This window comes from Novosphingobium sp. SG754, from assembly GCF_013149315.1.
Classification (GTDB): domain Bacteria; phylum Pseudomonadota; class Alphaproteobacteria; order Sphingomonadales; family Sphingomonadaceae; genus Novosphingobium; species Novosphingobium capsulatum.
In genome coordinates, this window is sequence record NZ_JABGCC010000005.1 from 304,825 (window position 1) to 328,218 (window position 23,394).

23 protein-coding genes and 1 pseudogene are annotated in these 23,394 nt (G+C 67.8%); 6 read left to right on the forward strand and 18 right to left on the reverse strand.

Features of this window, described 5'->3' with window-relative positions:
* Window positions 1-16: 16 nt before the first annotated feature.
* The 3 genes from msrB to FHW97_RS14535 all read right to left on the reverse strand — a co-directional run bounded on the left by msrB (window position 17) and on the right by FHW97_RS14535 (window position 2,894).
* Window positions 17-538, reverse strand: coding sequence for a peptide-methionine (R)-S-oxide reductase MsrB (msrB, locus tag FHW97_RS14525; RefSeq protein ID WP_370525419.1), 522 nt, complete (start codon window positions 536-538; stop codon window positions 17-19).
* A 98-nt stretch (window positions 539-636) separates the two neighbouring features.
* A complete protein-coding gene (locus tag FHW97_RS14530) occupies window positions 637-1,938 on the reverse strand; it encodes an ABC transporter permease (RefSeq protein ID WP_168351984.1) in 1,302 nt (433 codons plus the stop codon).
* Entirely contained in the window at window positions 1,935-2,894 is a 960-nt protein-coding gene (locus tag FHW97_RS14535; protein WP_043609486.1) for an ABC transporter ATP-binding protein, read from the reverse strand. The genes FHW97_RS14530 and FHW97_RS14535 overlap by 4 nt, the downstream gene beginning before the upstream one ends.
* Window positions 2,895-2,955: 61 nt before the next feature.
* On the opposite strand from FHW97_RS14535, the gene queG reads away from it, so the two are divergent.
* Window positions 2,956-4,005 (forward strand): tRNA epoxyqueuosine(34) reductase QueG, encoded by a 1,050-nt coding sequence (gene queG / locus FHW97_RS14540; RefSeq protein ID WP_253941795.1) that lies wholly within the window; start codon window positions 2,956-2,958, stop codon window positions 4,003-4,005.
* A gap of 16 nt (window positions 4,006-4,021) precedes the next feature.
* On the opposite strand, the gene FHW97_RS14545 is transcribed toward queG, so the two are convergent.
* The 8 genes from FHW97_RS14545 to FHW97_RS14580 are packed head-to-tail and all read right to left on the reverse strand — an operon-like array spanning window position 4,022 to window position 9,933.
* Window positions 4,022-4,384: an iron-sulfur cluster assembly accessory protein gene (locus tag FHW97_RS14545; RefSeq protein ID WP_168351985.1), complete on the reverse strand. Its 363-nt coding sequence runs from the start codon at window positions 4,382-4,384 to the stop codon at window positions 4,022-4,024.
* Between the two features lie 3 nt (window positions 4,385-4,387).
* A complete protein-coding gene (locus FHW97_RS14550) occupies window positions 4,388-4,885 on the reverse strand; it encodes an SUF system Fe-S cluster assembly protein (RefSeq protein WP_022676725.1) in 498 nt (165 codons plus the stop codon).
* Complete coding sequence (locus FHW97_RS14555; RefSeq protein ID WP_168351986.1) at window positions 4,882-6,102, reverse strand: cysteine desulfurase; 1,221 nt, start codon at window positions 6,100-6,102, stop codon at window positions 4,882-4,884. The genes FHW97_RS14550 and FHW97_RS14555 overlap by 4 nt, the downstream gene beginning before the upstream one ends.
* Window positions 6,099-6,836: a SufD family Fe-S cluster assembly protein gene (locus FHW97_RS14560; RefSeq protein ID WP_168351987.1), complete on the reverse strand. Its 738-nt coding sequence runs from the start codon at window positions 6,834-6,836 to the stop codon at window positions 6,099-6,101. Before FHW97_RS14560 ends, FHW97_RS14555 begins: the two co-directional genes overlap by 4 nt.
* Window positions 6,833-7,573 (reverse strand): Fe-S cluster assembly ATPase SufC, encoded by a 741-nt coding sequence (sufC, locus tag FHW97_RS14565; protein ID WP_054131721.1) that lies wholly within the window; start codon window positions 7,571-7,573, stop codon window positions 6,833-6,835. Before sufC ends, FHW97_RS14560 begins: the two co-directional genes overlap by 4 nt.
* Window positions 7,557-7,949 (reverse strand): hypothetical protein, encoded by a 393-nt coding sequence (locus tag FHW97_RS14570; protein ID WP_022676728.1) that lies wholly within the window; start codon window positions 7,947-7,949, stop codon window positions 7,557-7,559. The genes sufC and FHW97_RS14570 overlap by 17 nt, the downstream gene beginning before the upstream one ends.
* Entirely contained in the window at window positions 7,946-9,439 is a 1,494-nt protein-coding gene (sufB, locus tag FHW97_RS14575) for a Fe-S cluster assembly protein SufB (RefSeq protein ID WP_022676729.1), read from the reverse strand. The genes FHW97_RS14570 and sufB overlap by 4 nt, the downstream gene beginning before the upstream one ends.
* Window positions 9,436-9,933 carry an Rrf2 family transcriptional regulator gene (locus tag FHW97_RS14580; protein WP_054131720.1) on the reverse strand — a complete coding sequence of 166 codons (498 nt, stop codon included), beginning with the start codon at window positions 9,931-9,933 and terminating at the stop codon, window positions 9,436-9,438. The genes sufB and FHW97_RS14580 overlap by 4 nt, the downstream gene beginning before the upstream one ends.
* 215 nt (window positions 9,934-10,148) lie before the next feature.
* On the opposite strand from FHW97_RS14580, the gene FHW97_RS14585 reads away from it, so the two are divergent.
* From FHW97_RS14585 to FHW97_RS14605, 5 genes are all read left to right on the forward strand, one after another.
* Window positions 10,149-10,892: a sterol desaturase family protein gene (locus FHW97_RS14585; RefSeq protein WP_022676216.1), complete on the forward strand. Its 744-nt coding sequence runs from the start codon at window positions 10,149-10,151 to the stop codon at window positions 10,890-10,892.
* Entirely contained in the window at window positions 10,889-11,350 is a 462-nt protein-coding gene (locus FHW97_RS14590; protein WP_231627652.1) for a DUF2141 domain-containing protein, read from the forward strand. The genes FHW97_RS14585 and FHW97_RS14590 overlap by 4 nt, the downstream gene beginning before the upstream one ends.
* Window positions 11,347-12,633 carry an MFS transporter gene (locus FHW97_RS14595; RefSeq protein WP_168351988.1) on the forward strand — a complete coding sequence of 429 codons (1,287 nt, stop codon included), beginning with the start codon at window positions 11,347-11,349 and terminating at the stop codon, window positions 12,631-12,633. The genes FHW97_RS14590 and FHW97_RS14595 overlap by 4 nt, the downstream gene beginning before the upstream one ends.
* Window positions 12,614-13,513 (forward strand): CoA ester lyase, encoded by a 900-nt coding sequence (locus FHW97_RS14600; RefSeq protein WP_255476516.1) that lies wholly within the window; start codon window positions 12,614-12,616, stop codon window positions 13,511-13,513. Before FHW97_RS14595 ends, FHW97_RS14600 begins: the two co-directional genes overlap by 20 nt.
* Before the next feature lie 114 nt (window positions 13,514-13,627).
* Window positions 13,628-15,196 carry a hypothetical protein gene (locus FHW97_RS14605; RefSeq protein WP_168351989.1) on the forward strand — a complete coding sequence of 523 codons (1,569 nt, stop codon included), beginning with the start codon at window positions 13,628-13,630 and terminating at the stop codon, window positions 15,194-15,196.
* Between the two features lie 36 nt (window positions 15,197-15,232).
* Here FHW97_RS14605 and metK read toward each other — a convergent pair whose 3' ends face one another.
* From metK to hisS, 7 genes and pseudogenes are all read right to left on the reverse strand, one after another.
* Complete coding sequence (gene metK, locus FHW97_RS14610; protein WP_062783381.1) at window positions 15,233-16,450, reverse strand: methionine adenosyltransferase; 1,218 nt, start codon at window positions 16,448-16,450, stop codon at window positions 15,233-15,235.
* A gap of 41 nt (window positions 16,451-16,491) precedes the next feature.
* Window positions 16,492-18,126 (reverse strand): apolipoprotein N-acyltransferase, encoded by a 1,635-nt coding sequence (lnt, locus tag FHW97_RS14615; RefSeq protein WP_171799256.1) that lies wholly within the window; start codon window positions 18,124-18,126, stop codon window positions 16,492-16,494.
* Between the two features lie 130 nt (window positions 18,127-18,256).
* Window positions 18,257-19,261 (reverse strand): DUF4167 domain-containing protein, encoded by a 1,005-nt coding sequence (locus FHW97_RS14620; RefSeq protein WP_370525421.1) that lies wholly within the window; start codon window positions 19,259-19,261, stop codon window positions 18,257-18,259.
* Window positions 19,262-19,461: 200 nt separating this feature from the next.
* On the reverse strand, window positions 19,462-20,325 hold the full coding sequence (gene prmC / locus FHW97_RS14625; protein WP_370525430.1) for a peptide chain release factor N(5)-glutamine methyltransferase: 864 nt from the start codon (window positions 20,323-20,325) through the stop codon (window positions 19,462-19,464).
* A gap of 159 nt (window positions 20,326-20,484) precedes the next feature.
* A pseudogene (locus tag FHW97_RS22235) lies at window positions 20,485-20,955 on the reverse strand (endonuclease domain-containing protein); the annotation flags it as partial.
* Entirely contained in the window at window positions 20,948-22,018 is a 1,071-nt protein-coding gene (gene prfA, locus FHW97_RS14635) for a peptide chain release factor 1 (RefSeq protein WP_107716406.1), read from the reverse strand. The gene prfA and the pseudogene FHW97_RS22235, both read right to left, overlap by 8 nt.
* Window positions 22,018-23,280 carry a histidine--tRNA ligase gene (gene hisS / locus FHW97_RS14640; RefSeq protein WP_168351991.1) on the reverse strand — a complete coding sequence of 421 codons (1,263 nt, stop codon included), beginning with the start codon at window positions 23,278-23,280 and terminating at the stop codon, window positions 22,018-22,020. The genes prfA and hisS overlap by 1 nt, the downstream gene beginning before the upstream one ends.
* Window positions 23,281-23,394: the final 114 nt, after the last annotated feature.

The following is a 23,394-nucleotide window of genomic DNA, read 5'->3' on the forward strand; positions in this document are numbered from 1 at the left end:
GAAAGCCCTGCGGCGCTCAGGCCGGCAGGAAAATCATGCCCTTGCCGTTCATGCAATAGCGCTTGCCCGTGGGCGGCGGGCCATCGTCGAAGACATGGCCGAGATGTCCGCCACAGCGGCGGCAATAGACCTCGGTGCGGTCCATGCCGAACGAGCTGTCGCTGCGCAGGCCCACGGCATTGGGCAAAGGTTTCCAGAAGCTGGGCCAGCCCGTGCCGCTGTCAAACTTGGTGGTTGAGGAAAACAGCAGCTGGCGATCAGCCGCGCAGGCAAAAGTGCCCTTGCGATGCTCGTTCAGCAGGGGTGAGCTGAACGGACGCTCGGTGCCCGCCTCGCGCAGGATGAAGAACTGTTCGGGGGTGAGCAGGCGGCGCCATTCCGCCTCGCTGTGCTGCACCGGAAAGACTTCCTCGGGGGCAGCCGGGCGGGCGCGGCAGGCGCTGGCCATGGGCAAGGCAAGCCCGGCGCCCAGCCAGCCCAACAGGCGGCGGCGCGACGGATGGGCGGAAGGGGGGGCTGAGCCGTTCGTCATCACCATGAACGCCTTGTCGGGCTGGCAGGCAGCCGGGGCAAGATGGCCTCGCGGGCAGGGCGGGGGGCGTGCCATGATGGCAACCTGCCCGCGAGACCTGATCGTTATGCTTCACCCTGGCTGAACCGATCCTGAGCGGTGCGGTCAGGCTTCAGCAAGCCAAGCAGCCCGCCCTTGCGCACCTTGCGCCCCCTGGCAGGGCCAGACTTCATCACGGTGCGGCGGAACAGCTGTGCGCCGGTGCGCACGATCAGCATCACGCACAATGCCTGCCAGCCCAGCGCCAGCAGGTGCGGCCAAATCACCGGATCGCGCGCGGCGCGCGCCAGCATGGCAAAGGGCGAGGACAGCGGAAACACCCGCGCCGCCCAATCCACCCAGCTGCCCGGCCGCGCCAGGGCATAGCTGGCAAAGAAGAACACCATCAGCTGCAGCATGGTGACCGGCATCGACAGCGTCTGCACCTCGCGCACGGTGGTGGCCATGCCGCCGATCGACAGGAACAGCGAACCCAGCAGCAGATAGGCCATGGCGAAATAGAGGAAGCCCAGCAGGATGAACACCGGCCAGCCCACCGCCGGCGCGGCCAGCAGCGGCAGCGATTTCATGCCCATGACCATCAGCCCGCCCCAGGCCGCGCCCCACACCGCCATGCCCACCAGGCTCACGCCGAGCATGGCAAAGAGCTTGCCCAGGAACAACGCGTCCATCGGGATCGAGGCGGCCAAGACCTCGATGATCTTGTTGGCCTTTTCCTCCACCAGGTTGGACAGCACCATGCCCGCCAGCAGCATGGTGAGCAGGAACAGCGCCACCTGCCCCGCCTGCGCGGTGCTGACCTGGCCGGTCTGCACCGAGGCGACGCTGCTGGCCACCTCGTCCACCGCCACGGGTGGCAGGGCGGCCGGCGCCACGCTTTGCGCATGGGCGGCAAACAGCGCGATCATGCCCTGCCACATCCGCGCCCGCTCGGGCGTGGCGGTCAAGACCGGATGGGCCAGGCTACCCGACACTACCGCGGCAAGCTGGCCCACTGGCTTGCCGTGCTCCATCGGACTGGAAGCACCAGCGCGACGGGCACCGGCAAGCGCGGCCCGCGCATCATAGGTGCGCCCGCCCCATGGCGCATCGAGCACCACGAAATCGGGCACATCGCCCGGCATGGCATCGGCCAGGGCATGGTGGGCGTCGATCATCCGCGCCGCCTCGTCTGCCGGCAGGGCAATGCCGATCTGCGGGTTGTCCAGATCGCGCTGCACCTTGGCGCCGATCGCGCCGGCCATGCCGCCCACGATGATCGGAAACAGCGGCCCGAGCAGGAAGAAGACAAAGCTCTTGGAAAAGATCACCGCCACGAAATCGCGGCGGGCAATCACCCAGGCGGCGCGCAGTTTTTCAGGGATCATGCCGCTTTCTCCTGGCCGGATGCGTTTTCTTCCAGCGCACGCGCGGCGGCCTCCCCGGCGATGGCCACGAAGGCGTCATGCAGGCCGGGCCGCTCGATCGACAGCGAAAGAATGCCCGCATCCCCTTCGATCAGGGCGCGCAGCAGGGGCTCGACCCCGCTTTCGGGCAGGGTGAAATGCCAGAAGGCGCCCTCGCCCCGCGCATCGGCCGGCAGCGCCGCGCGCCAGGCGCCATCGCGCGCGCGGGTTTCCAGCCGCACCTGCGGGCGCAACCGGTCGCGGGCATCGTCCACCAGCCCGGCAAACGGCACCTTGCCCCCGGCGATGATCGCCACCTGGTCGCACAGGCGTTCGGCATGGGCGATGACATGGGTGGAAAAGATCACCGTGGTGCCGCCCTGCGCCAGGGCGCGGATCATCTTTTCCAGCTTGCCCTGGTTGAGCGCGTCGAGCCCCGAGAACGGTTCATCGAACACCACCAGCTCAGGTTGATGCACCAGCGTGCCCAGCAACTGCACCTGCTGCGCCATGCCCTTGGACAGCTGGCGGATCTGGCGATCGGCGGCATAGCCCAGGCCATGCTCTTCCAGCAGTTCGCGCGCCCGCGCCCGCCCGGTCTTGAGCGGCACGCCGCGCAGCGCGGCCAGAAAGGCGATCGCCTCGGTCGCTTTCATCGCCGGATAGAGCCCGCGCTCTTCGGGCAGATAGCCGATTCGCCGCGCCACATCGGTCGGGCGTTCATGGCCCAGCACGCGGCGCATGCCCGCGTCGGGATCGATAATGCCCAGCAGCATGCGCAGCGTGGTGGTCTTGCCCGCGCCGTTGGGGCCAAGAATGCCGTAGATGGCGCCGCGCGGCACGCGGATGTCCACCCCGTCCACGGCAGTGAAACCATCGAACCGCTTGACCAGGCCGCGCGCCTCGATCGCCCAATCGCCGTCTTGCCCAATCGTCATCGCCACGCCATGCCCCTTTTGATTGGTCCACATAGCCCCATGAACGCAAGAGACGGAAGACTTGGTTAAAACCCCGCCCGCCCCCCTGGAACAACGCCTGCGCGAAGAGGCGCTGCGCCTGGGCTTTGCTACTTGCGGCATTGCCCCGGCCGCAGACGATCCGCAGCGCAGCGCGCACCTGCACCAGTGGCTGGACGATGGGCGCCATGGCAGCATGGAATGGATGGAAACCCGCAAGGAACAGCGCCAGGGGCCGCAATCGCTGTGGCCGCAGGCGCAAAGCGTGATCGCCCTGGGCATGAGCTATGCTCCCGCGCACGATCCGCTGGCACTGGCCGAGGTGCCGACCCGCGGCCGGATTTCCGTCTATGCCCAGGGCGTGGATTATCACGACGTGATCAAGCGCGCACTCAAGGCGCTGGCCCGCTGGCTGGTGGCGACCGAGCCGGGCGCGGAGGTCAAGGTCTTTGTCGATACCGCGCCCGTCATGGAAAAGCCGCTTGGCCAGGCCGCCGGGCTGGGCTGGCAGGGCAAGCACACCAACCTGGTCAGCCGCCGCCACGGCTCATGGCTGTTCCTGGGCGCGATCTATACCACGCTGCGCCTCACGCCCGACGCGCCCCATGCCAATCGCTGCGGCAGTTGTACCGCCTGCCAGGATGCCTGCCCCACCGGCGCCTTTCCCGCGCCCTATCAGCTCGATGCGCGGGCCTGCGTGTCCTATCTCACGATCGAGCACAAAGGGCCGGTGGACGAACGCTATCGCGCCGCGCTGGGCAACCGCATCTATGGCTGTGATGATTGCCTGGCGGTGTGCCCGTGGAACCGCTTTGCCCAGGCAGCGGCCGACAACCGCGCGTTCCTGCCCCGCGCCGAACTGGTGGCGCCGCGCCTCGCTGAACTGCTCGCGTTGGACGATGCCACGTTCCGCCAGGTCTTTGCCGGCTCCCCGATCAAGCGGATCGGGCGCGATCGCATGGTGCGCAACTGTCTCTATGCCGCGGGCAACAGCGGCGATCCGGCACTGATGGCGCCGGTGCGCGCGCTATTGGACGATCCCGATCCGGCCGTGGCCGATGCCGCGCGCTGGGCCCTCGCGCGGCTGACTTAGATTAGATTAGATTAGATCAGATCGTGAAGCTTTCGCCGCAGCCGCAGGTGCCCTTGGCGTTGGGATTGGCAAAGACGAAGCCGGCCTGGAAATCGTCTTCGACCCAATCCATCGTGCTGCCGATCAGGTAGAGCACCGAGGCGCCATCGATGAACAAGGTGCCGCCGGGCGTATCGATGCGCTCGTCCATCGGGTTGGCGGCGTTCACATAGTCCACCGAATAGGCGAGGCCCGAACAGCCCCGGCGCGGGGTGGACAGCTTGACGCCAATGGCGTCGGTCGGCGCGCTGGCCATCAAGGTGGCGATGCGCGCATGGGCAGACGGGGTCAGATTGACCGCCGCAGGGCGCTGGCGGGTGCGGGTGGGGGCATCGGTCATGGCTTAGAGCATCCCGAGTTCGAGCTTGGCATCATCGCTCATCTTCTGCGGGTCCCACGGCGGGTCCCACACCAGGTTCACTTCGGCGTCGCGCACGCCGGGCACCGCGCTCACGCGCAGTTCCACTTCGCCGGGCATCGATTCGGCCACCGGGCAATGCGGCGTGGTCAGCGTCATGGTCACCGCCACGTGTCCGTCTTCGGCCACGTCGACGCCATAGATCAGCCCCAGGTCATAGATATTGACCGGGATTTCCGGGTCGAAGATGTCGCGCAGCGCGGCAACTACGCCTTCATAGATCTCGCCGCCGGGCTCGCCCGGGTTCACCCCTTGCGGCTTTTCCGCCAGGAAGCCCGACAGATAGTCGCGCTTGCGCTCGCCGGCCGTTTCCACCGGGGCAGCTTCTGGTGCCGGCTCGGGAATATCGTCCACATGGGCCCGGCGCGGCGGGTTCACCGCATCGACTTCCTCAACCGTGAAACGGGGGGTATCGGCGCTCATCCGAAAATCCTCAAGGTTCGCGCAATGCCGCGCACGAGCGCTGCGACATCGCTTTCATCGTTATAGACGCCAAAGCTGGCGCGGGCCGTGGCCGGCACGCCCAGATGCTCCATCAGCGGCTGGGCGCAGTGGTGTCCGGCGCGGATCGCCACGCCTTCCTCGTCCAATATGGTGCCAAGGTCGTGCGGATGCACCCCCTCGATCATGAAACTGACGATCCCAGCGGCATCATCCGGGCCAAACAGGCGCACGGCGTTGAATTCGCGCAGCGCCGCGCGCGCGGTGCGCACCAGGGCGGTTTCGTGGGCATGGATGGCATCAAGCCCCAGCCCTTGCACGAAATCGACCGCCACACCCAGGCCAATCGCCTCGACGATGGCAGGCGTGCCCGCCTCGAACCGCTGCGGCGCGGGGGCAAAGGTAGTGCCGGCAAACGACACGCGATCGATCATCGCCCCGCCGCCCTGCCACGGCGGCATGGCATCGAGCAGATCGGCCTTGGCATAGAGCGCGCCGATGCCGGTCGGGCCATAGAGCTTGTGCCCGGAAAAGACGTAGAAATCGACGTCGAGCGCCTTCACGTCCACTTTCAGGCGCGGCACTGCCTGGCAGCCGTCGATCAGGATCTTCGCGCCCACGCCATGGGCCAGCGCCACCGCGCGTGGCACATCGAGCACGCTGCCCAGCACGTTGGACACATGGCCCAGCGCCACCAGCTTGTGCGCGCCGGTCAGCATGCGTTCGGCCGCATCCAGATCGATCTGGCCATCGGCGGTCAGCGGGCAGACATCGATGGCAATGCCGGTGCGCTGCGCCAGCAATTGCCAGGGCACGATGTTGGAATGATGCTCCAGCATCGAGAGCAGCACGCGGTCCCCGGCCTTGAGATTGGCCAGGCCCCAGGTCTGCGCCACCAGGTTGATCGCCTCGGTCGCGCCGCGCGTGAACACGATCTCGCCCTCGTGCGCGCCGAGCAGGCCTGCCACCTTGCGCCGCGCCGCTTCAAAGCCCAGCGTCATCTCGGCCGAGCGGGTATAGACCCCGCGATGCACCGTGGCATAGTCCACGCCGATGGCGCGGGTTACCGCATCGATCACCACCTGCGGCTTTTGCGCGGTGGCGCCGGTATCGAGATAGTGCCAGCGCGTGCCGTCAGGATTGGCGAGGCCCGGCCAATCGGACGCCTGCGTCAGCGTGGTGGCGGCAAGCGTGGTCATAGCAACCCTCCCAGCGCGGCGAGTGCGGCCTGCGTCAGCACCTCTTCCTCGGGCGCATCGACAAAGGCTTCGGCGATGAAGGCCTGCAGCATGAGCTTCTTGGCCTCTGCCGGCGGCAGCCCGCGCGATTGCAGGTAGAACAGGCCCTGCGCATCCAGTTCGCCCACGGCGCAGCCATGCGCGCACTTCACGTCGTCGGCATAGATTTCCAGTTCCGGCCGGGCATTGGCCGTGGCGGTGCGATCGAGCAGCATGGCGCGGATCGACTGTTCGCCATCGGTGCCGACCGCCCCACGATCGACGACTACGCGGCCGAGATAGGTGCCGGTCGCGTGGCCCGCCAGAACGGAGCGGACCACCTGGCTCGACACGGCGTCAGGCTCGGCGTGGACCACCTCGGTAACGATTTCGACCGTCTGGTTGCCGCCGCCCAGCTGCGCCGCGCCCAGGTGGAACCGCGCGCCCTTGGCCAGGCGCACTTTCACCGCAATGCGGCCATAGGCACTGCCGGCGTTGAGCAGGCGCAGATCGTATTGCGCGCCTTCGCCCAGGGTGATCACCAGATCGCGCGCCTCGGGCGCGTGGCCGGCCAGGACCACCGACAGGCTGCCGCTGGCGCCCGCCGCCACGTCCACCGCCTGCGTCGGCAGCGGCCACAGCGTGGCCAGCGCCGCCAGATCGGCATAGCGGAACGCCTCGTCCGCCCGGGTTGGCACAAGCGTGGCGGTGGTCACGCCACCGCCTCGTAACCGTGCTGTTCCAGTTCCAGCGCGAGTTCGGCCCCGCCCGAGCGCACGATGCGACCGCCGGCCAGGACGTGGACGAAATCGGGCTTCACATAGTCGAGCAGGCGCTGATAGTGCGTGATCAGCAGCACGGCCTTGTCGGCCTTGCGCATGATCGCGTTGATGCCTTCGCCGCAGATGCGCAGCGCATCGATGTCCAGGCCCGAATCGGTTTCATCCAGGATCGCCAGCTTGGGATCGAGAATGCCCATCTGGACCATCTCGGCGCGCTTCTTCTCGCCGCCGGAAAAGCCCACGTTCACCGGGCGCTTGAGCATGTCCATGTCCATGCGCAGCAGGTCGGCCTTTTCGCGCGCCAGCTTGAGGAAGGCGCCGCCCGACAGCGGCTCTTCCCCACGCTGCTTGCGCTGCGCATTGAGCGCCTCGCGCAGGAACTGCACGTTGGAAACGCCGGGGATTTCCACCGGATATTGGAAGCCCAGGAACAGCCCGGCCGCGGCGCGCTCGTGCGGGTCCATGGCAAGCAGGTCCTGGCCCTCGAAATCCACGCTGCCGCCGGTCACGTCATAGCCGGGGCGGCCGCCCAGGGTATAGGCCAGCGTCGATTTGCCCGCGCCGTTGGGGCCCATGATCGCGTGGATCTCGCCCGCCTTGATGGTGAGCGAAAGCCCCTTGAGAATGGCCTTGCCGGCGATTTCGTTGGAGAGGTCACTTATCGTCAGCATTGCGTTTTCCGCTCGAGCAATTGGCTAGGAAGTCGGCGCGAACCTCGTCGAACAGGTCGCGCCACGATTTTTCGATGGCTTTCACGTCGTCCAGCTCCTTCTGCCGGGCGTCGATCTGGCCAAGGGCAGTGGCCGCCGTGGCCGCGCCGCTGGGGCTGGGCGTGCCAGCGATCTGCGCATCGAGCAGCGCGGCGCGTTCCTGCGCGATCGCGCGCTGCTCGGCATAGACGGCGGCGGCAAATTCGGTGCGGCGGTGCGGCTCGCCCGTGGCCATGGCGCGCATGGCCTGCTTGTCGCACTTCTGCACCGCTGCCAGCGCCGGGGCGCTGTCAGGCGCGGTGACCGTGGCCAGCGCCATGATCAAAAGCGCGCTCATCCCACGCTGCCTTCCAGGCTGATGCCCAGAAGCTTTTGCGCTTCCACGGCAAATTCCATCGGCAGCTGCTGCAGGACTTCCTTGGCAAAGCCGTTGACGATCAGTGCCACGGCCTGTTCCTGGTCCAGCCCGCGCTGCATCGCGTAGAACAGCTGGTCATCGCTGATCTTGCTGGTCGTCGCCTCGTGCTCGATCGTCGCCGAAGGGTTCTTCACCTCGATATAGGGCACGGTATGGGCGCCGCATTCCGCCCCCAGCAGCAGGCTGTCGCACTGGGTGAAGTTGCGCACGCCCTCGGCCTGCGGCGCCACGCGCACCAGGCCGCGATAGGTGTTGTTGGATTTGCCCGCGCTGATCCCCTTGGACACGATGGTCGAGCGGCTGCGCTTGCCGTTGTGGATCATCTTGGTGCCGGTATCGGCCTGCTGATAGTTGTTGGTGACGGCGACGGAATAGAATTCGCCGACCGAATCCTCGCCGTTCAAGACGCAGCTGGGATACTTCCACGTCACGGCCGAGCCGGTTTCCACCTGGGTCCACGACACCTTGGACCGCGCGCCCTGGCACAGCGCGCGCTTGGTCACGAAGTTGTAGATGCCGCCCTTGCCTTGCGCGTCGCCGGGATACCAGTTCTGCACCGTGGAATACTTGATCTCGGCATCGTCGAGCGCGACGAGTTCGACCACGGCGGCATGGAGCTGGTTCTCGTCACGCTGGGGGGCCGTGCAGCCTTCCAGGTACGAGACATAGGCGCCCTTGTCGGCCACGATCAGCGTGCGTTCGAACTGGCCGGTATTTTCCGCATTGATGCGGAAATAGGTCGACAGCTCCATCGGGCAGCGCACGCCTTCGGGAATGTAGACGAAAGTGCCGTCGGAAAAGACCGCGCAGTTCAAGGCCGCGAAATAGTTGTCGTGCATCGGCACGACCTTGCCCAGCCAGCGCCGCACCAGATCGGGAAACTCGCGGATCGCCTCGCTGATCGAGCGGAAGATGACGCCGGCCGCTTCCAGTTCCTTGCGAAACGTGGTGGCCACCGAGACGCTGTCGAACACAGCGTCCACGGCGATCTTGCGCGCGCCTTCCACGCCGGCGAGCACTTCCTGCTCGGCCAGGGGAATGCCCAGCTTTTCATAGACGCGCAGGATTTCGGGATCGACCTCGTCCAGGGACTTGGGGCCATCCTTTTTCTTGGGCGCGGCCCAGTAATAGGCGTCCTGGTAATCGATCGGCGGAATGTTCAGCTTGGCCCAGTCGGGCATCGGCATGGTCAGCCAGTGGCGATAGGCCTTGAGCCGCCATTCCAGCATCCACTCCGGCTCGTCCTTCTTGGCCGAGATGAAGCGCACGGTGTCTTCCGACAGGCCCTTGGGGCCATATTCCTGCTCGATGTCCGAAGCCCAGCCGTGCTCGTATTCCGCCACGCGGGCGGCCGCGTCGCGCGCGGCCTGGTCCTTAACCGGCGTGTCGTTCAGGGTTTCTTCGGTCATGCGGGCAACTCGGCAGGAATGGGGGATGCGGCAGGCATCATGGCCGCCGCAGGGGTGGCCAGATGGCCGGTTTGGGCCGGGCGGGCAAGCTGCACCAGCGACACGCTTGAAAGCGCGGCGCGCAGCGCGGCATCCACCGCCGGCCAGTGCGGGCGCACCATGCAGGCGCCTTCCAGCGTGCAATCGCCGCGCCCATGCCCGCTGCACGCGGCCATGGCAATCGGCCCTTCGACCGCCTCGATCACATCGGCCAGGCTGATCGCCGCGGCCGGGCGCGCCAGCTTGAGCCCGCCGCGCGCGCCGCGCACCGATTTCAGCAGGCCGGCGGCCGACATCTTGCTTACCAGCTTCTGCACGGTGGGCGCGGGCAAGCCGGTTTCGGCAGCGAGCTGCTGGGCCGAGAGCAGGGGGCGATCGGCCGCGTGGCAGCCGCAATGGCGCGCGGCAGCGCACATCATGACAACGGCATAGTCAGCCATGCTCGACAATCGCATCGCACCTGCTCGCAACCGTGGGTGGGGTCGGCCCGATTCCGCCGTTTCGACAGGCGTGCGCAAATCAGACCGAATCGCTCCGGTTATCTAGGCGCGCCGCCCCGCGCTGGCAAGGGCACCTTGTCTATGCTGCATGGGCGAAAATCGGGCTGGGCAGCGCCGGCCCGGCTTGGCATAGGGGCAGCCAGGCGCATCGTGTGCCGATCGGGAAAAGCATGACCAGTCCAACGCTTGCCGCGCTGCTGCTGTCGGCGCTCGCCATGACCGCGATCGTCGCGGTGCGCTATGTGGCGGCCAGCGGGCTGTTTGCCTGGCTTACCCAGCGGCGCCTGCCTGGCCATTATGCCGGGCTCGAGGCGCAGATCCGCCGCGAGATCGGCTGGAGCCTGGCGTCGGCGGCGATCTATGGCGTGCCCGCCGGGATCATCGCCTGGGGCTGGCAGCAGCACGGGTGGACCCGCATCTATGCCGATCCCCATGCCTATCCGCTGTGGTGGATGCCAGTATCGCTGCTGGTCTATCTGTTTGCCCACGATACCTGGTTTTATTGGACGCATCGCTGGATGCACCGGCCACGCGTGTTTCGCAGCGTGCATGCCATCCACCATGCCAGCCGCCCGCCCACGGCCTGGGCAGCGATGAATTTCCACCCGATCGAGGCGGCCGTGGTCGGCCTGTTTATTCCCGCGCTGGTCTTCGTGGTGCCGATCCAGGCCGGGGTGCTGGCCTGCGTTCTGGTGGTGATGACCGTGATGGGCGTGACCAACCACATGGGCTGGGAGATCTTTCCGGCCGGGCTGGTTCATTCCCGGGCAGGGAAGTGGCTGATAACGGCCAGCCATCATCATCAGCATCACGAGCGGTATCGGTGCAACTACGGCCTCTATTTTCGCGTATGGGATCGCCTTTGCGGCACGGACGCCGGCCTGGCCGGCTGGCAGGAAAGGAAAGTTCGGTGAAGGCACAGGCGATTCGCCGCGCCGCGACACGCGGCCTGGTGCTGGGCGCACTCGCGCTCAGCCAGGGCGGCGCGGTGCTGCCCGATCGCACCACGGTGCTGGTCGATGTGGTCGGCCTGCGCTCGCACAAGGGGCTGATCCAGGCCTGCCTCACCGCCGATCCGGGCACCTTTCCCGATTGCGAAAAGGATCCGCAGGCGCTGCACCAGACCGTGCCCGCCGCCGGAAACGATGTGATCGCGTTCCAGCACGTGCTGCCCGGCCGCTATGCCGTGGCGCTGTTCCACGATGAAAACGCCAATGGCCGGCTCGACAAGATGTTCATGATGCCGCGCGAAGGCTTTGGCTTTTCGCGCGATGCGCCGATCCGGTTTGGCCCGCCGCGCTTTTCTGCCGCCGCCTTTACCTTGGGCGAAGCGCAGATGACCACGTCGATCCGCATGCGCTATCTGCTTTGACCCAGGGCGCCGCTTCCCAACCTCAACCCGGTGGCGCGCTGGCGCCGTTTCGCTATCCCGCGTTTCGCGCGATCTGGACGGCCAACCTGGTCTCCAACCTGGGATCGATGATCCAGTCGGCCGCGGCCGCCTGGCTGATGACCGAGTTGACGCGCAGCCATGTGCTGATCGCCCTGGTGCAGTCATCGTCCAGCCTGCCGATCCTGCTGCTGGGCCTGTTCGCCGGGGCGATTGCCGACAACTTTGACCGCCGCCGCGTGATGATCTGGGCACAGACCGCCATGCTGGTGGTTTCCGCCGTGCTGGCGGTGCTGGGCTATCGCGGCGCGCTGGGGCCGCTGTCGCTGCTGCTGCTCACCCTGATGGTCGGCATGGGCACCGCGATCAACCAGCCGGCCTGGCAGGCTTCGGTGCGGTTGCAGGTGGGCAAGGCCGATCTGCCCCAAGCGATCGCGCTCAATTCCATGTCCAACAATCTGGCGCGCAGCGTCGGCCCGGCGCTGGGCGGGGTGCTGATCTCGATCCTGAGCGTGAGCGCGGCCTTTGCCGCCAACGCGATCAGCTATGTCGGCATGCTGGTGGTGCTGGCGCGCTGGCGGCCAGAGGCGCGCGCGCCGCAGCGCCAGCCCATGCTGCAATCGATCAAGGTGGGCCTGGTGTTCTGCGCCGGCTCCGTCCCGATCCGCAAGGTGCTGTTGCGCGGGGCGGCCTTCGGCTTTGGGGCCAGCGCGTTCCAGGCGCTGATCCCCGCCGTGGCGCACGATACCCTGGCCGGGACCGAGCTGGACTATGGCCTGATTCTCGGATCGTTCGGCGTGGGGTCGATCGTCAATGCGCTGTGGATCACCAAGGCGCGCCGCCGCTTTGGCGCAGAAGTGATCATCACCGGCGCGACGGTCGGCTTCATCGGCGCGCTGCTCCTGCTGGCCCAGGCCCACAGCCTGCCAATCGCCATGGTCGCCGGCTTTGTCGGCGGATCGGGCTGGGTCGCGGCGCTGACCAGCCTGAACGTCGCCATGCAGTTGCGCTCGCCCGAGGCCATCCTGGGGCGCTGCCTGTCGCTCTACCAGGCGATCACGTTCGGCTCGATGGCGGTCGGCGCGTGGGTCTGGGGCTGGGTCGCCGATCAGCGTGGCCTGACCTTCGCACTCCATGCCGCTGCGCTCTGGCTGGTCGGCAATCTCGTGTTGCGCCTGTTCGTGCCGATGCCCGCGCGCGAGGAAGGCCGCGTCGATACCGTCAAGGAACCCGCGCCGCGTGGCGCTGCCCCCCGCAAAGGTTGATGCCGTGACCGATACCCGCCCCTTGCGTTCCGCGCTCTACATGCCCGCCAGCAATGCCCGTGCCCTCGCCAAGGCGCGCAGCCTCGATTGCGATGCGGTGGTGCTCGATCTGGAAGACGCGGTCGCGCCCGATCACAAGGCGCAGGCTCGTGTCGCCCTGGTGGCCGAGGCGCAGGCCGGCGGCTTTGGCCATCGCCGCCTGATCGCGCGGTGCAACGGGCTCGATGGCCCATGGGGGCACGATGATCTGGCCGCCCTCGCCGCCGCGCCGCTTGAGGCCGTGCTGGCACCCAAGGTGGCAGACGCTGCCGATATCGTGACGCTGTCGGCAGCGATGGACCGTGCCGGCTTTGCCAACGACGTGCGGCTGTGGGTGATGATCGAAACCCCGCGCGCCGCCCTGGCGCTGGAACGGATCGCCGATTGCGCCGCCACCACGCGCCTGGCTGGCCTGGTGCTGGGCCTTAACGATCTGGCCAAGGACACCGGCATGGCCCAGGCGCCGGGCCGCGCCGCGTTCGTGCCGCTACTGGCGCAGGCGGTGCTGGCTGCCCGCGCCAACGGCCTGATCGTGCTCGACGGGGTGTGCAACGCGATCGATGACCTTGCCCTGCTTGAGGCCGAATGCACCCAGGCACGCGCCTTTGGCTTTGACGGCAAGACCCTGATCCATCCCGCGCAACTGCCCGTGGCCAACCGCGTGTTCGCGCCGGGCGAAGCCGAACTGGCCGAGGCGGAAGCGATCGTCGCAGCCTTTGCCGATCCCGCCAATGCCGGCCAGGGTGCGCTGCGCGTCAACGGCAAGATGGCCGAACTGCTGCACCGTGACATGGCCGAGCGGCTGCTGGCCAAGGCCCGCGCCATCGCCGCGCGCGGTTAGGCCAGCAACGCCGGCAACACCTTCCCAACACCCGGAAATCCATCGGCGCAACTTAATCGCTTCTTCACCATGTTACGCCAGACTGCGGCAAGGAGCGTGACGAAGGGCTTGGTAATGGACAGCATGCGCGGATTTGCCGACGAACCCGGCCCCTTGGGCCTGTTTGCCGGCAGCGATCCGGACGATGACCTGCTCGACGGCGATCTGGTCGATCAGCCGCTGCCGCCGCTGATGGGCGCGGACGAGCGGCGCATGCAAGTGCGCGCCTACAACTTCTGGGCCGGCATGCTGGGTGACAGCCGTCTGCCGCTGGTCGGCCCGCTGCTGGCCGGGCAGTGGCCCGATTTTGCCGATCATGCCGTGCTACTGCAGTTCGACGCCGGGCTTGATGATCCCGCCATCGCCTATGTCGGCGAGGCTTTGCTGGCCGATTGCGCGGGCGAAGGCCCGCTGACGCGGTTGAGCCAGGTGCCCGGCCGCTCGATCCTGTCGCGCATCACCGATCACTACATGCAGATCGTGGCCAACGAGGCGCCGATCGGGTTCGAGGCGGAATTTGCCAACCAGCGCGGGCGCACGATCCTCTATCGCGGCATCCTGCTGCCGTTCTCGTCCAGCGGTGACACGCTCGACTATATCTTTGGCGTGATCAACTGGAAGGAACTGGCCGACCAGGCGACTACCAACGAGCTGATGGCCGAAATCGGCCTGGTGCTGGGTGAGAAGAAGCCGCGCCGCAAGGCGGTGACCGCTCTGCGCGGGGGCGATGGCGCAGACAGTGCCGCCACGCACACCCGCCCCGATCTGCCGCTACCCGCCTTTGCCGATCCCGCGCCGGCCGGTGCCGAACCGGGCGAGCCTTGGGGCAGCCTGGCCGATTCGCTGGGTCAGTGGGCCGATGGCCCCGTGCGCCCGCGCGATCCGCGCAACCTGGCGCCGCAAGACGCCGGGCCAGACGCCGATGAACTCGATCTCGGCAAAGTGGCGCTGGAAATCCTGCCCGCGCTTGATCTGGCCCCGCTCGATCCCTTTGCGCAAGACGCGTTTCCAACGGCCGCCTTTGCCGAAGGGCTGGACCAGCCCGAGCCCGACAGCCTGGCCGATTGGCTGGCCAGCGCCCGCGCCATGGCCGCACTCGCCCTGGGTAGCGAGGACCGCACCCGTCACGCGCTCTATGCCGCGATCGGCCGCGCCTGGGACTTTGCCCTGGCGGCAGAGGCGGAACCCGATGATCTGGCCGCGCTGGTCGCCGATGCCGGGCTGACGATGCAGGCGCGCGCCCCGCTGATCCCGGTGGTCAAGCTGGTGTTCGGCGCGCAGTACGACAAAACGCGGCTGACCGAATATGCCACGGCCCTGGCCCATGCCCATCGCCTGGGTCTGTCACGCGGGGAACTGGCCGGGTTCCTGGCCAATACGCCGGGCGGCCTCAAGGGCGTGGTCGCGGCCGAGCGCCGCCTGCGCCGCAGCGAGGAAGGCCAGGCGCGCAGCGATCCGCGTGCCGCGCTGGAGGCGTCCCTGCGCACCCTGCCGGCACGCAGCCTGGCCGACATTCCCGCCGATGGCCGCGAATTTTCGCTGGTGATGGTGCGGCGCATGCCCGACGGCACCCTGGCCGTGCTGGGCGAAGTGCTGGACGATGAACCGCTGCTGGAGCGTGCTGCCCGCCGCCTGATGAACTGACGGCTATCGAACTGACGGCGGGCGCAGTGCTCGTTATCAGGCCAGTGCGGCCTTGAGATCGTCCACCAGGTCGGTGCGTTCCCACGGGAACAGGTCGCCTTCGGGCGTGCGGCCAAAGTGGCCATAGGCCGCCGTCACGCCATAGATCGGCTTGTTGAGCGACAGGCCCACGCGAATGCCGCGCGGCGTCAAGCCGCCCAGGCGCTGCTTGGCGACGAGTTCCACCGCGCGTTCCAGCGTGGCATCGTCCACCGTGCCGGTGCCGTGCGTATCGACATAGAGCGACAGCGGCTGCGACACGCCGATGGCATAGGCCACCTGGATCGTGCAGCGCTTGGCCAGGCCCGCCGCCACGATGTTCTTGGCGATATAGCGCGTGACATAGGCGGCCGAACGGTCAACCTTGGTCGGGTCCTTGCCCGAAAACGCGCCGCCGCCGTGGGGCGCCGCGCCGCCATAGGTATCGACGATGATCTTGCGCCCGGTCAGGCCAGCGTCACCATCGGGGCCACCGATTTCAAAGCTGCCGGTGGGGTTGATGTGATAGACGGTCTGGTCCGACAGCAGCTCTGCCGGGATCACCGCGGCCACGGCCTGCTTCACCCAGGCTTTCAGTTCGGCATCCTTGGCGCCTTCGTCATAGCCCGGCTTGTGCTGGGTGGAGACGACGATTGCGGTGCAGGCCGCCGGGCTGCCGTCCTTGAAGCGCAGGGTCACCTGGCTCTTGGCATCGGGCTCCAGGAACGGCGCGGCGCCGGAATGGCGGTCGGCGGCCAGGCGCTGCAGGATCTTGTGGCTGTAATCCAGCGTCGCGGGCATGAGATCGGGCGTCTCGTCGCAGGCAAAGCCGAACATGATGCCCTGGTCGCCAGCGCCTTCGTCCTTGTTCTCGCCGGCGTCCACGCCCTGGGCAATGTGCGCCGACTGGGCGTGAAGGTTGTTTTCAAAGCGGAAGTTTTCCCAATGGAAACCGTCCTGCTCATAGCCGATGCGCCGCACGGTGGCACGCACCACGGCTTCCACTTCCTCGCGCACGCCGGGCGCCCATTCGCCCTTGGCATCCATGATGCCGCGCCCGCGAATTTCGCCGGCCAGCACCACCAGATTGGTCGTCGTCAAGGTTTCGCAGGCAATGCGCGCCTCGGGATCCTTGCTCAGGAACAGGTCGACGATGGCGTCGCTGATCTGGTCCGCCACCTTGTCGGGATGGCCTTCGGAGACGCTTTCGGAAGTGAACAGGTAATCGCTGCGCATGGGCAAAGGGTCCGATATAAAGCAATCTTTATGTGCCGCCTCTAGCGCGGGCGACGGCGGGAGGCAACCAGCGCGGCCAAAAGAAGCGCTGCAGCCCACAAAAGCGGCAATATGTTGCCCATTCGCGCAAACGGCGTAGGGGGCAGCGCGGGTGGCACCAGCCCTTCAATGCGGCTCGCCACGTGCTGCGGGGCAAAGGCGCGTACGCCGCCACGGGCATCGATCACCGCCGAAATGCCGTTGGTGGTGGAGCGCAGCACCGGCAGCCCTTCCTCGATCGCGCGCAGCCGGGCCTGGGCGAGATGCTGTGGCGGGCCCCAGGCACCGAACCAGCCATCGTTGGTCGGGTTGAACAGCACATCCGGGCGGTGGGCGCGGTCGATCACCTGGCCCGAAAAGATGATTTCATAGCACACCTGCACGCCCACGCGCGGCAGGCCCAGCGCCGAAAAATCCAGCGTGCGCGGCCCTGGCCCCGACCAGTAATCGAAATCGCCCGCCACCAGGCGCGACAGGCCCAGCGGCGTGAGCAGCCCGCGCATCGGCAGGTATTCGCCATAAGGCACAAGGTGCGCCTTGGCATAATGGCCCTGGATCACGCCCTGGCTGTCGATCGCGGTCACCACGTTCCACGCGCCGACCGGCATGGCGGCCGGGGCCGGATTGGGCGGAAACACCAGGTCGACCGCGCCGGTCAGCAGCAGCGCGCCTGGCCCGATCACGCGGCCCATGCGCGCCCGCGCCAGCAGCGGATCGCCGCCATAGGTGGTGCCGGCATACCAGGCGCGGGGATAGCCTTCCTGCAGATAATCGGGCACGCCGCTTTCGGGCCACAGCACCAGGCGCCGCTGCCCCGGCTGGCGCGGCAGGCTGAGCGCGGCGGCCCGCTGGAACTGTTCCTCATACCGGCTGGCGTCGTTGATCTCGTCCTGGCCGATGTTGGGCTGGACCAGGGTGAACGGCACGCTGCCAGTGGCCTTTTGCCCGCCCAGCGGCAGCAGGAACAGCACCGCCGGCACGGCAAAGTGGGCCGCCGCCAGGCCCCAGCGGCGTTGTGCCCCCGCCCGCAGGGCAAACAGCCATTGCCCGGCAAGCAGCACGACCAGGCCTGACAGTGCATAAGTGCCCAGCCACGGCAGCACGCGCGCCAGGCCGGGCCGATCGAACCCGCCCAGCGCCGTGGCTGCCAGCGGGTTCCACGGGAAACCGGTGCAGACCCAGCCGCGCGCCCATTCGGTCACGATCCACAGCCCGGCCAGCGCCGGCACCGGCGCCAGACGCCAGCGCCGCCCCAGCCACCATGCCGCCAGCGTGGCCACGGCAGGAAACAGCGCAAGATAGACCGCCAGCAGCAGCACCGCGATCCAGCCCAGCCAGGCCGGCATCTGCGCCTGATAGGTAAAGGCCGTGGCGATCCAGCCATTGCCCACCGAAAAGTGGCCCCAGCCCCACAGCTCGCCCACCAGCAGGGCATGGACGGGACCACTCGCGCGCTGCATCCGCGCCGCCAGCACGGCCAGCGCCAGCAGCGTCAGCGGCCACCAGTTGAGCGGGGCGAAGCCCAGCGCCCCCAGGCCGCCGGCCATGACAAGCACGGCCGCTTCGCTGCGGCGGGACAAACGATCATCGCCCAGCGCAACCAGCGCGGCGAAACGGGAACGGAGCCAAGCCTTCATTGCCCGGTTCTATGCGGCGGCGGCCCAGCAAGGGCAAGCGCGGTTGCGCCAGGGCGTGCGCCGCAACGAAAAAGGCGCCCGGAGTGCGGGCGCCTTTGTCATATTACCAGGCCTGGATTGGCCAAAGGGTTCAGCCTTCGGCGCTTTCCGGCAAGGGGTTCTTGCGCGGGCGGCCACGGCGCTTGGGCGCCGGTGCGGCTTCGGCCGAAGCGTCGCTCGCCGGCTCGGCCGCAGGGGCAGGAGCCGGAGTGACGGCCGGAGCGGGCGCGGGCGCCGGGGCTTCGGCGGCCGGCTCGCTGCGCACGCCGATCGCGGGCGGCAGGCTGGCCGGGTCGAGCCCTTCAGAGGCCACCGCGCTGCGGCGCGGGCGGCGTTCGGTGCGCTGCTGGCGCGGCCCACGCGGGCTGCGGCTTTCGCGGATGAACGGGTTGTCGCTCACATCGGTGACCGGCTCGCCTTCATCGGCGCGCACGCCTTCGAGCGGCACGGGCTGATCGGTATCAGCGGCGTTGGGCGCAGCGGCCGAGGGGCGGCGATCTTCAAAGCGGCGGCGGCTGCCCGAGCGTTCCGAAGCGCGATCAGCGCCACGGTCGGAACCGCGATCGTTGCCGGTTTCACCCTGGCGTTCGGTGCGGTCTGCCCGCTCCTGGCGTTCCGGGCGATCCTGGCGTTCAGACCGTTCGGGCCGCTCCTGGCGATCCTGACGGTCTTGGCGTTCGGGCCGATCCTGCCGATCGGCGGTGCGCACTTCGCGTTCCTCGCGGCGGACATAGGGACGATCGAACGCGGGGAAATCCCCTTCGATCGAGAAGTCCATGCCGTCGTCTTCGGGCTCGCCCTCGCTCCAGCGCTCGCCATTGCCGCTGTGGCGCTGGCGGGCTTCTTCCTGGCGCAGCCGGGTATCGGCGATCACGCGGAAATAATGATCGGCAAATTGCAGATAGTATTCGGCCTGGACACGATCCCCGTTGAGGTGGGCATCCTGCGCCATCTTACGATACTTTTCGAGCAGCTGGGGGGCATTGCCCCGCGCGCGGCTGTCGATACGGTTGAGCTGCTGGCCGCCACCTTGCGGACGATTATTACCGCGGCCGCGCCGGCGGTTGTTCCCACGATTGTTGTTCAACTCAGGCACGTCCTTGTTTGGGGCGGCTGTCGGTAGCTTTTGCCGATCCTGTCGCCGCGCAACCCTCCGCCACGCGCCCGCAACGCACGGGTGCGCAGATTCCCAGCATCTGCCAGCCGAAAGCCCCTGGTGAGAGGCCGATGCGGGCGCAAATGGTGGAGTTGGCCGGGACGGGAAGCCTTCATCCGTCGCCCTGCCTGCTGGGACAATTAGTGATCGCCGGGCAGCTTGCCAAGCGAAATATTGTGGCAAAGCGTCATTTCCACAGCCCTGTCACGCCCGGCAAGATCAGGATGGACGCGCGCGGCCATGCCATGGTCGTGCGCGAGGGCCGCCACGGCCGCCCCCTGCCGCCAGCCGATCTCCACCACGGCAACGCCGCCAGGGGCCAGAAGATCAGGCAGTTGCGGCACCAGCACGGCATAATCGGCCATGCCGTCTGCCCCGGCAAACAGCGCGCTGGCCGGCTCGAAATCGCGCACGCCAGGATCGAGCGCGGCATCGCTTTCCACATAGGGCGGGTTGGCCAGGATCAGATCGAACCGCCCCAGCGCGGCGGCCCAGTTGGGCTTGGTCCAATCGCCCGGCTGCATGCGCGCCCGCGCATCCAGGCCCAGGCGCAAGGCATTGCCCGCCGCCACGACCCGCGCCGCATCAGACCGTTCAATGCCGGTGCCCATTGCCTGCGGCCAGATCGACAGTGCCGCCAGCAGCAGTGCGCCCGAACCAGTGCCCAGATCGAGAATGCGCGCTGGCGGCCGCCCGGCCAAGGCCTGCCGCGCCACCTCGATCAGCGTCTCGCTATCCCCGCGCGGGATCAGCACCGCCGGGCTGACCGCCAGGTCCAGCCCATAGAACTCCTGGCTGCCGACGATATACGCCACCGGCTCATGCCCCTGCCGGCGCGCCACCAGCCCGGCAAATCCGCCCGGGACGGGCGCGTCCATGTGGCGCAGCAGCACATCGGTGCGCGTGCAGCCCAGCGCATGGGCCATCAGCACCTCGGCATCGAGCCGCGCCGTATCGCTGGTGGCGGTGAGCATCTGCGCCGCCTGGAACAGGGCCTGGCGGATGGTTTGCGCATGGTTTCCACCACCCCCGACCCCCTCCTCTAAAGAGGATGGGGCTTTGTCGTTGTTCTCCCCCTCCTCTTCAGAGGAGGGGGTCGGGGGGTGGTGCGAGGCCGAGAGCCCAGGCCAGCGATCCGGCAACCCCGCTGCCACCTCGACGATGCGCGTCAAAACCCCCTCCAGATTGCGCATCACCTCGTCATTGGTGAAACGCAGCGTGGTCAGCCCATGCTCGCGCAGCAGCGTGGCATCGCGACGTTCGTCTGCCTTGGCATCGTGGGTGATGCCATCGATCTCGATCGCCAGGCCCTTGGCCGGGCACAGGAAATCGAGGATGCGCCGCTCCACTGCGGCCTGGCGGCGGAATTTGAGGCCAAGCTGGCTGGCCCGCAGCGCCTGCCACAGGCGGCGCTCGGGCTCGGTCGGCACGCGGCGCATGGTGCGGGCGTAATCTCGCAAGGTTTGCGTGTGGTTTCCACCACCCCCCGACCCCCTCCTCTGAAGAGGAGGGGGAGATTCGACCGCGCCTTGCCCCGCTGGGTTAGAGGGGGCTTTTGCGGCCTTATGCTCCCCCTCCTCTTCAGAGGAGGGGGGCGGGGGGTGGTGGCGGCCTGAACCGCGCTTCTCAGTCATCCATCGCGGCCAGGCGCTTGGCCTGGTCTTCGGCGGTCAGCGCGTCGATCAGTTCGCCCAGCCCCGGGCCGGCCAGCACTTCGGGCAGGCGGTGGAGCGTCAGGTTGATGCGGTGGTCGGTCACGCGGCCTTGCGGGAAGTTGTAGGTGCGGATGCGTTCCGAGCGGTCGCCCGAGCCGACCAGGGCGCGGCGGGCCTCGGCCTCGGCGCCCTGGGCCTGTTCGCGGCGCAGGTCATAGAGCCGCGTGCGCAGCACCTGCATCGCCTTGGCGCGGTTCTTGTGCTGGCTGCGTTCGTCCTGCTGGGTCACCACCAGGCCGGTGGGCAGGTGGGTGATGCGCACGGCCGAATCCGTGGTGTTGACGTGCTGGCCGCCAGCGCCGCTGGCGCGATAGATGTCGATCTTGAGGTCCTTGTCCTCGATCGCCACGTCCACTTCGTCGGCCTCGGGCAGCACCGCCACGGTGGCGGCGCTGGTATGGATGCGGCCGCCGCTTTCCGTCACGGGCACGCGCTGCACGCGGTGCACCCCGCTTTCGAACTTCAGCCGCGCGAACACGCCCTGGCCGGCGACATGGGCGATCACTTCCTTGAAGCCGCCCAGCTCGCTGGCGTTGGCGCTGATAACCTCGACCTTCCAGCCCTGTTCGGCGGCAAAGCGTTCGTACATGCGAAACAGGTCGGCGGCGAACAGCGCGGCTTCATCGCCACCGGTGCCGGCGCGGATTTCCAGCATGGCCGGGCGCACGTCGGCCGAATCGCGTGGCAGCATGGCGATGGCCAGCGCGCGTTCGGCCTCGGGCAAGGCGCCGCGCAGCTGCTGCATTTCCTCTTCGGCCAGGGCGCGCATCTCGGCATCGGGTTCGTTGAGTGCGGCCAGGCTGGCCAGCTCGTCGCGCATCACCTGCACCGCGCGGGCGGCGCGGGCGACCGGCTCCAGCTCGGCATAATCGCGGCTGGCGGCCACGAATGCCTCCCCTTCCAGCGTGCCCGAAGCCAGGCGCGCTTCCAGTTCGGCAAAGCGCGCGCCGATCTGGCCCAGACGTGCGTCGGAAACGGCCATCAGGCGGCGATGTGCGCCGGAATCGCGTGCAGCGCCATGCGCTCCTGCGTGCCGGTCACGAGGTTCTTGACCGTCGCTTCACCGGCGGCCAGTTCCTCGTCCCCCACGATCAGGGCAAAGCGCGCGCCGCTTTCGTTGGCCCGGCTCATCCGCTTCTTCATGTTGCCGCGATAGCCCATGTCCACCGTCAGCCCACCGCGCCGCAGCGTGGCCGCCAGGCCCAGGCAGGCCGCCTCGGCCGCCGCGCCCATCGGCACGATCGCCACGTCGGCAGCCGGCTCGGTGATGGTGCGCGCATCTGCCACCAGCATGGCCAGGCGTTCGATCCCCGCGGCCCAACCCACCGCCGGGGTGGCCGGGCCACCCAGCGCTTCGAGCAGGCCGTCATAGCGCCCGCCGCCCAGCACGGTGCCCTGCGCGCCCAGCCGGTCGGTGATGAATTCGAACGCGGTGTGGCGATAGTAATCCAGCCCGCGCACCAGCGCAGGGGCGCGCACCCAGGCAACGCCGGCCGCGTCGAGGCCCGCCGTGACCTTGCCAAAGAAATCCTGTGCTTCGGCCGAGAGGAACTGGTCGATCATAGGCGCATCGGCCGTGAACGGCTTGTCGCGCGGGTCCTTGGAATCGAGGATGCGCAGCGGGTTGCGTTCCAGCCGGTCCTGCGATTCTTCCGAAAGCTGGTCCTTGTGCGCGCGGAAATAGTCGATCAGCGCGGCGCGCCACGCTTCGCGGCTCGGCGCATCGCCCAGGGTGTTGAGGTTGAGCGTCACGCCATCGGCAATGCCCAGTTCGCGCAGCAACTGGTCAGCCATGACCAGCAGTTCCACATCGGCCTGCGGTTCGGCCGCGCCGATCACTTCGGCATCGATCTGGTGGAACTGGCGATAGCGGCCCTTTTGCGGGCGTTCATAGCGGAACAGGGCCCCGTGCGTCGCGATCTTGAGCGGGGCGTGCTGCTGCCAGCCATTGGTGAGATAGGCGCGGGCGAGGCCAGCGGTGAATTCGGGCCGCAGGGTCAGCGATTCGCCGCCGCGATCCTCGAACGAATACATTTCCTTCGATACCACGTCGGTGGTTTCGCCCAGCGAGCGCGAGAACACGGTGGTCTTTTCAAACACCGGCATTTCCACCCGGCGAAAGCGATAGAGCTTGCGCACGCGCTCGAACGTTTCCACGACATGGCCGAACGCTTCCGCCTCGGCGCCGAAAATGTCCTGGGTGCCACGAATGGCCTGAGGGGTGGGAATGGTTTGCTTGCTCATGGCGCGCGCGGATAGCGGCTTTCGCGCGGTGGGGGAAGCATCCGTGGCGATCCGCCGCGTATTGTGCCCATCTGGCCGTTGCAGATGAGACCGCTTGGCGGCATGAAAGGCGCC

Bases quoted from the DNA above. Each gene is read 5' to 3' on its own strand.
- FHW97_RS14535 (WP_043609486.1), bottom strand. From the start codon at position 2,894: ATGACGATTGGGCAAGACGGCGATTGGGCGATCGAGGCGCGCGGCCTG.
- FHW97_RS14530 (WP_168351984.1), bottom strand. From the start codon at position 1,938: ATGATCCCTGAAAAACTGCGCGCCGCCTGGGTGATTGCCCGCCGCGAT.
- sufB (WP_022676729.1), bottom strand. From the start codon at position 9,439: ATGACCGAAGAAACCCTGAACGACACGCCGGTTAAGGACCAGGCCGCG.
- FHW97_RS14550 (WP_022676725.1), bottom strand. From the start codon at position 4,885: ATGAGCGCCGATACCCCCCGTTTCACGGTTGAGGAAGTCGATGCGGTG.
- prfA (WP_107716406.1), bottom strand. From the start codon at position 22,018: ATGGCCGTTTCCGACGCACGTCTGGGCCAGATCGGCGCGCGCTTTGCC.
- metK (WP_062783381.1), bottom strand. From the start codon at position 16,450: ATGCGCAGCGATTACCTGTTCACTTCCGAAAGCGTCTCCGAAGGCCAT.
- msrB (WP_370525419.1), bottom strand. From the start codon at position 538: ATGGTGATGACGAACGGCTCAGCCCCCCCTTCCGCCCATCCGTCGCGC.
- FHW97_RS14580 (WP_054131720.1), bottom strand. From the start codon at position 9,933: ATGCGATTGTCGAGCATGGCTGACTATGCCGTTGTCATGATGTGCGCT.
- lnt (WP_171799256.1), bottom strand. From the start codon at position 18,126: ATGAAGGCTTGGCTCCGTTCCCGTTTCGCCGCGCTGGTTGCGCTGGGC.
- FHW97_RS14555 (WP_168351986.1), bottom strand. From the start codon at position 6,102: ATGACCACGCTTGCCGCCACCACGCTGACGCAGGCGTCCGATTGGCCG.
- FHW97_RS14545 (WP_168351985.1), bottom strand. From the start codon at position 4,384: ATGACCGATGCCCCCACCCGCACCCGCCAGCGCCCTGCGGCGGTCAAT.
- hisS (WP_168351991.1), bottom strand. From the start codon at position 23,280: ATGAGCAAGCAAACCATTCCCACCCCTCAGGCCATTCGTGGCACCCAG.
- sufC (WP_054131721.1), bottom strand. From the start codon at position 7,573: ATGCTGACGATAAGTGACCTCTCCAACGAAATCGCCGGCAAGGCCATT.
- FHW97_RS14585 (WP_022676216.1), top strand. From the start codon at position 10,149: ATGACCAGTCCAACGCTTGCCGCGCTGCTGCTGTCGGCGCTCGCCATG.
- FHW97_RS14605 (WP_168351989.1), top strand. From the start codon at position 13,628: ATGGACAGCATGCGCGGATTTGCCGACGAACCCGGCCCCTTGGGCCTG.
- FHW97_RS14570 (WP_022676728.1), bottom strand. From the start codon at position 7,949: ATGAGCGCGCTTTTGATCATGGCGCTGGCCACGGTCACCGCGCCTGAC.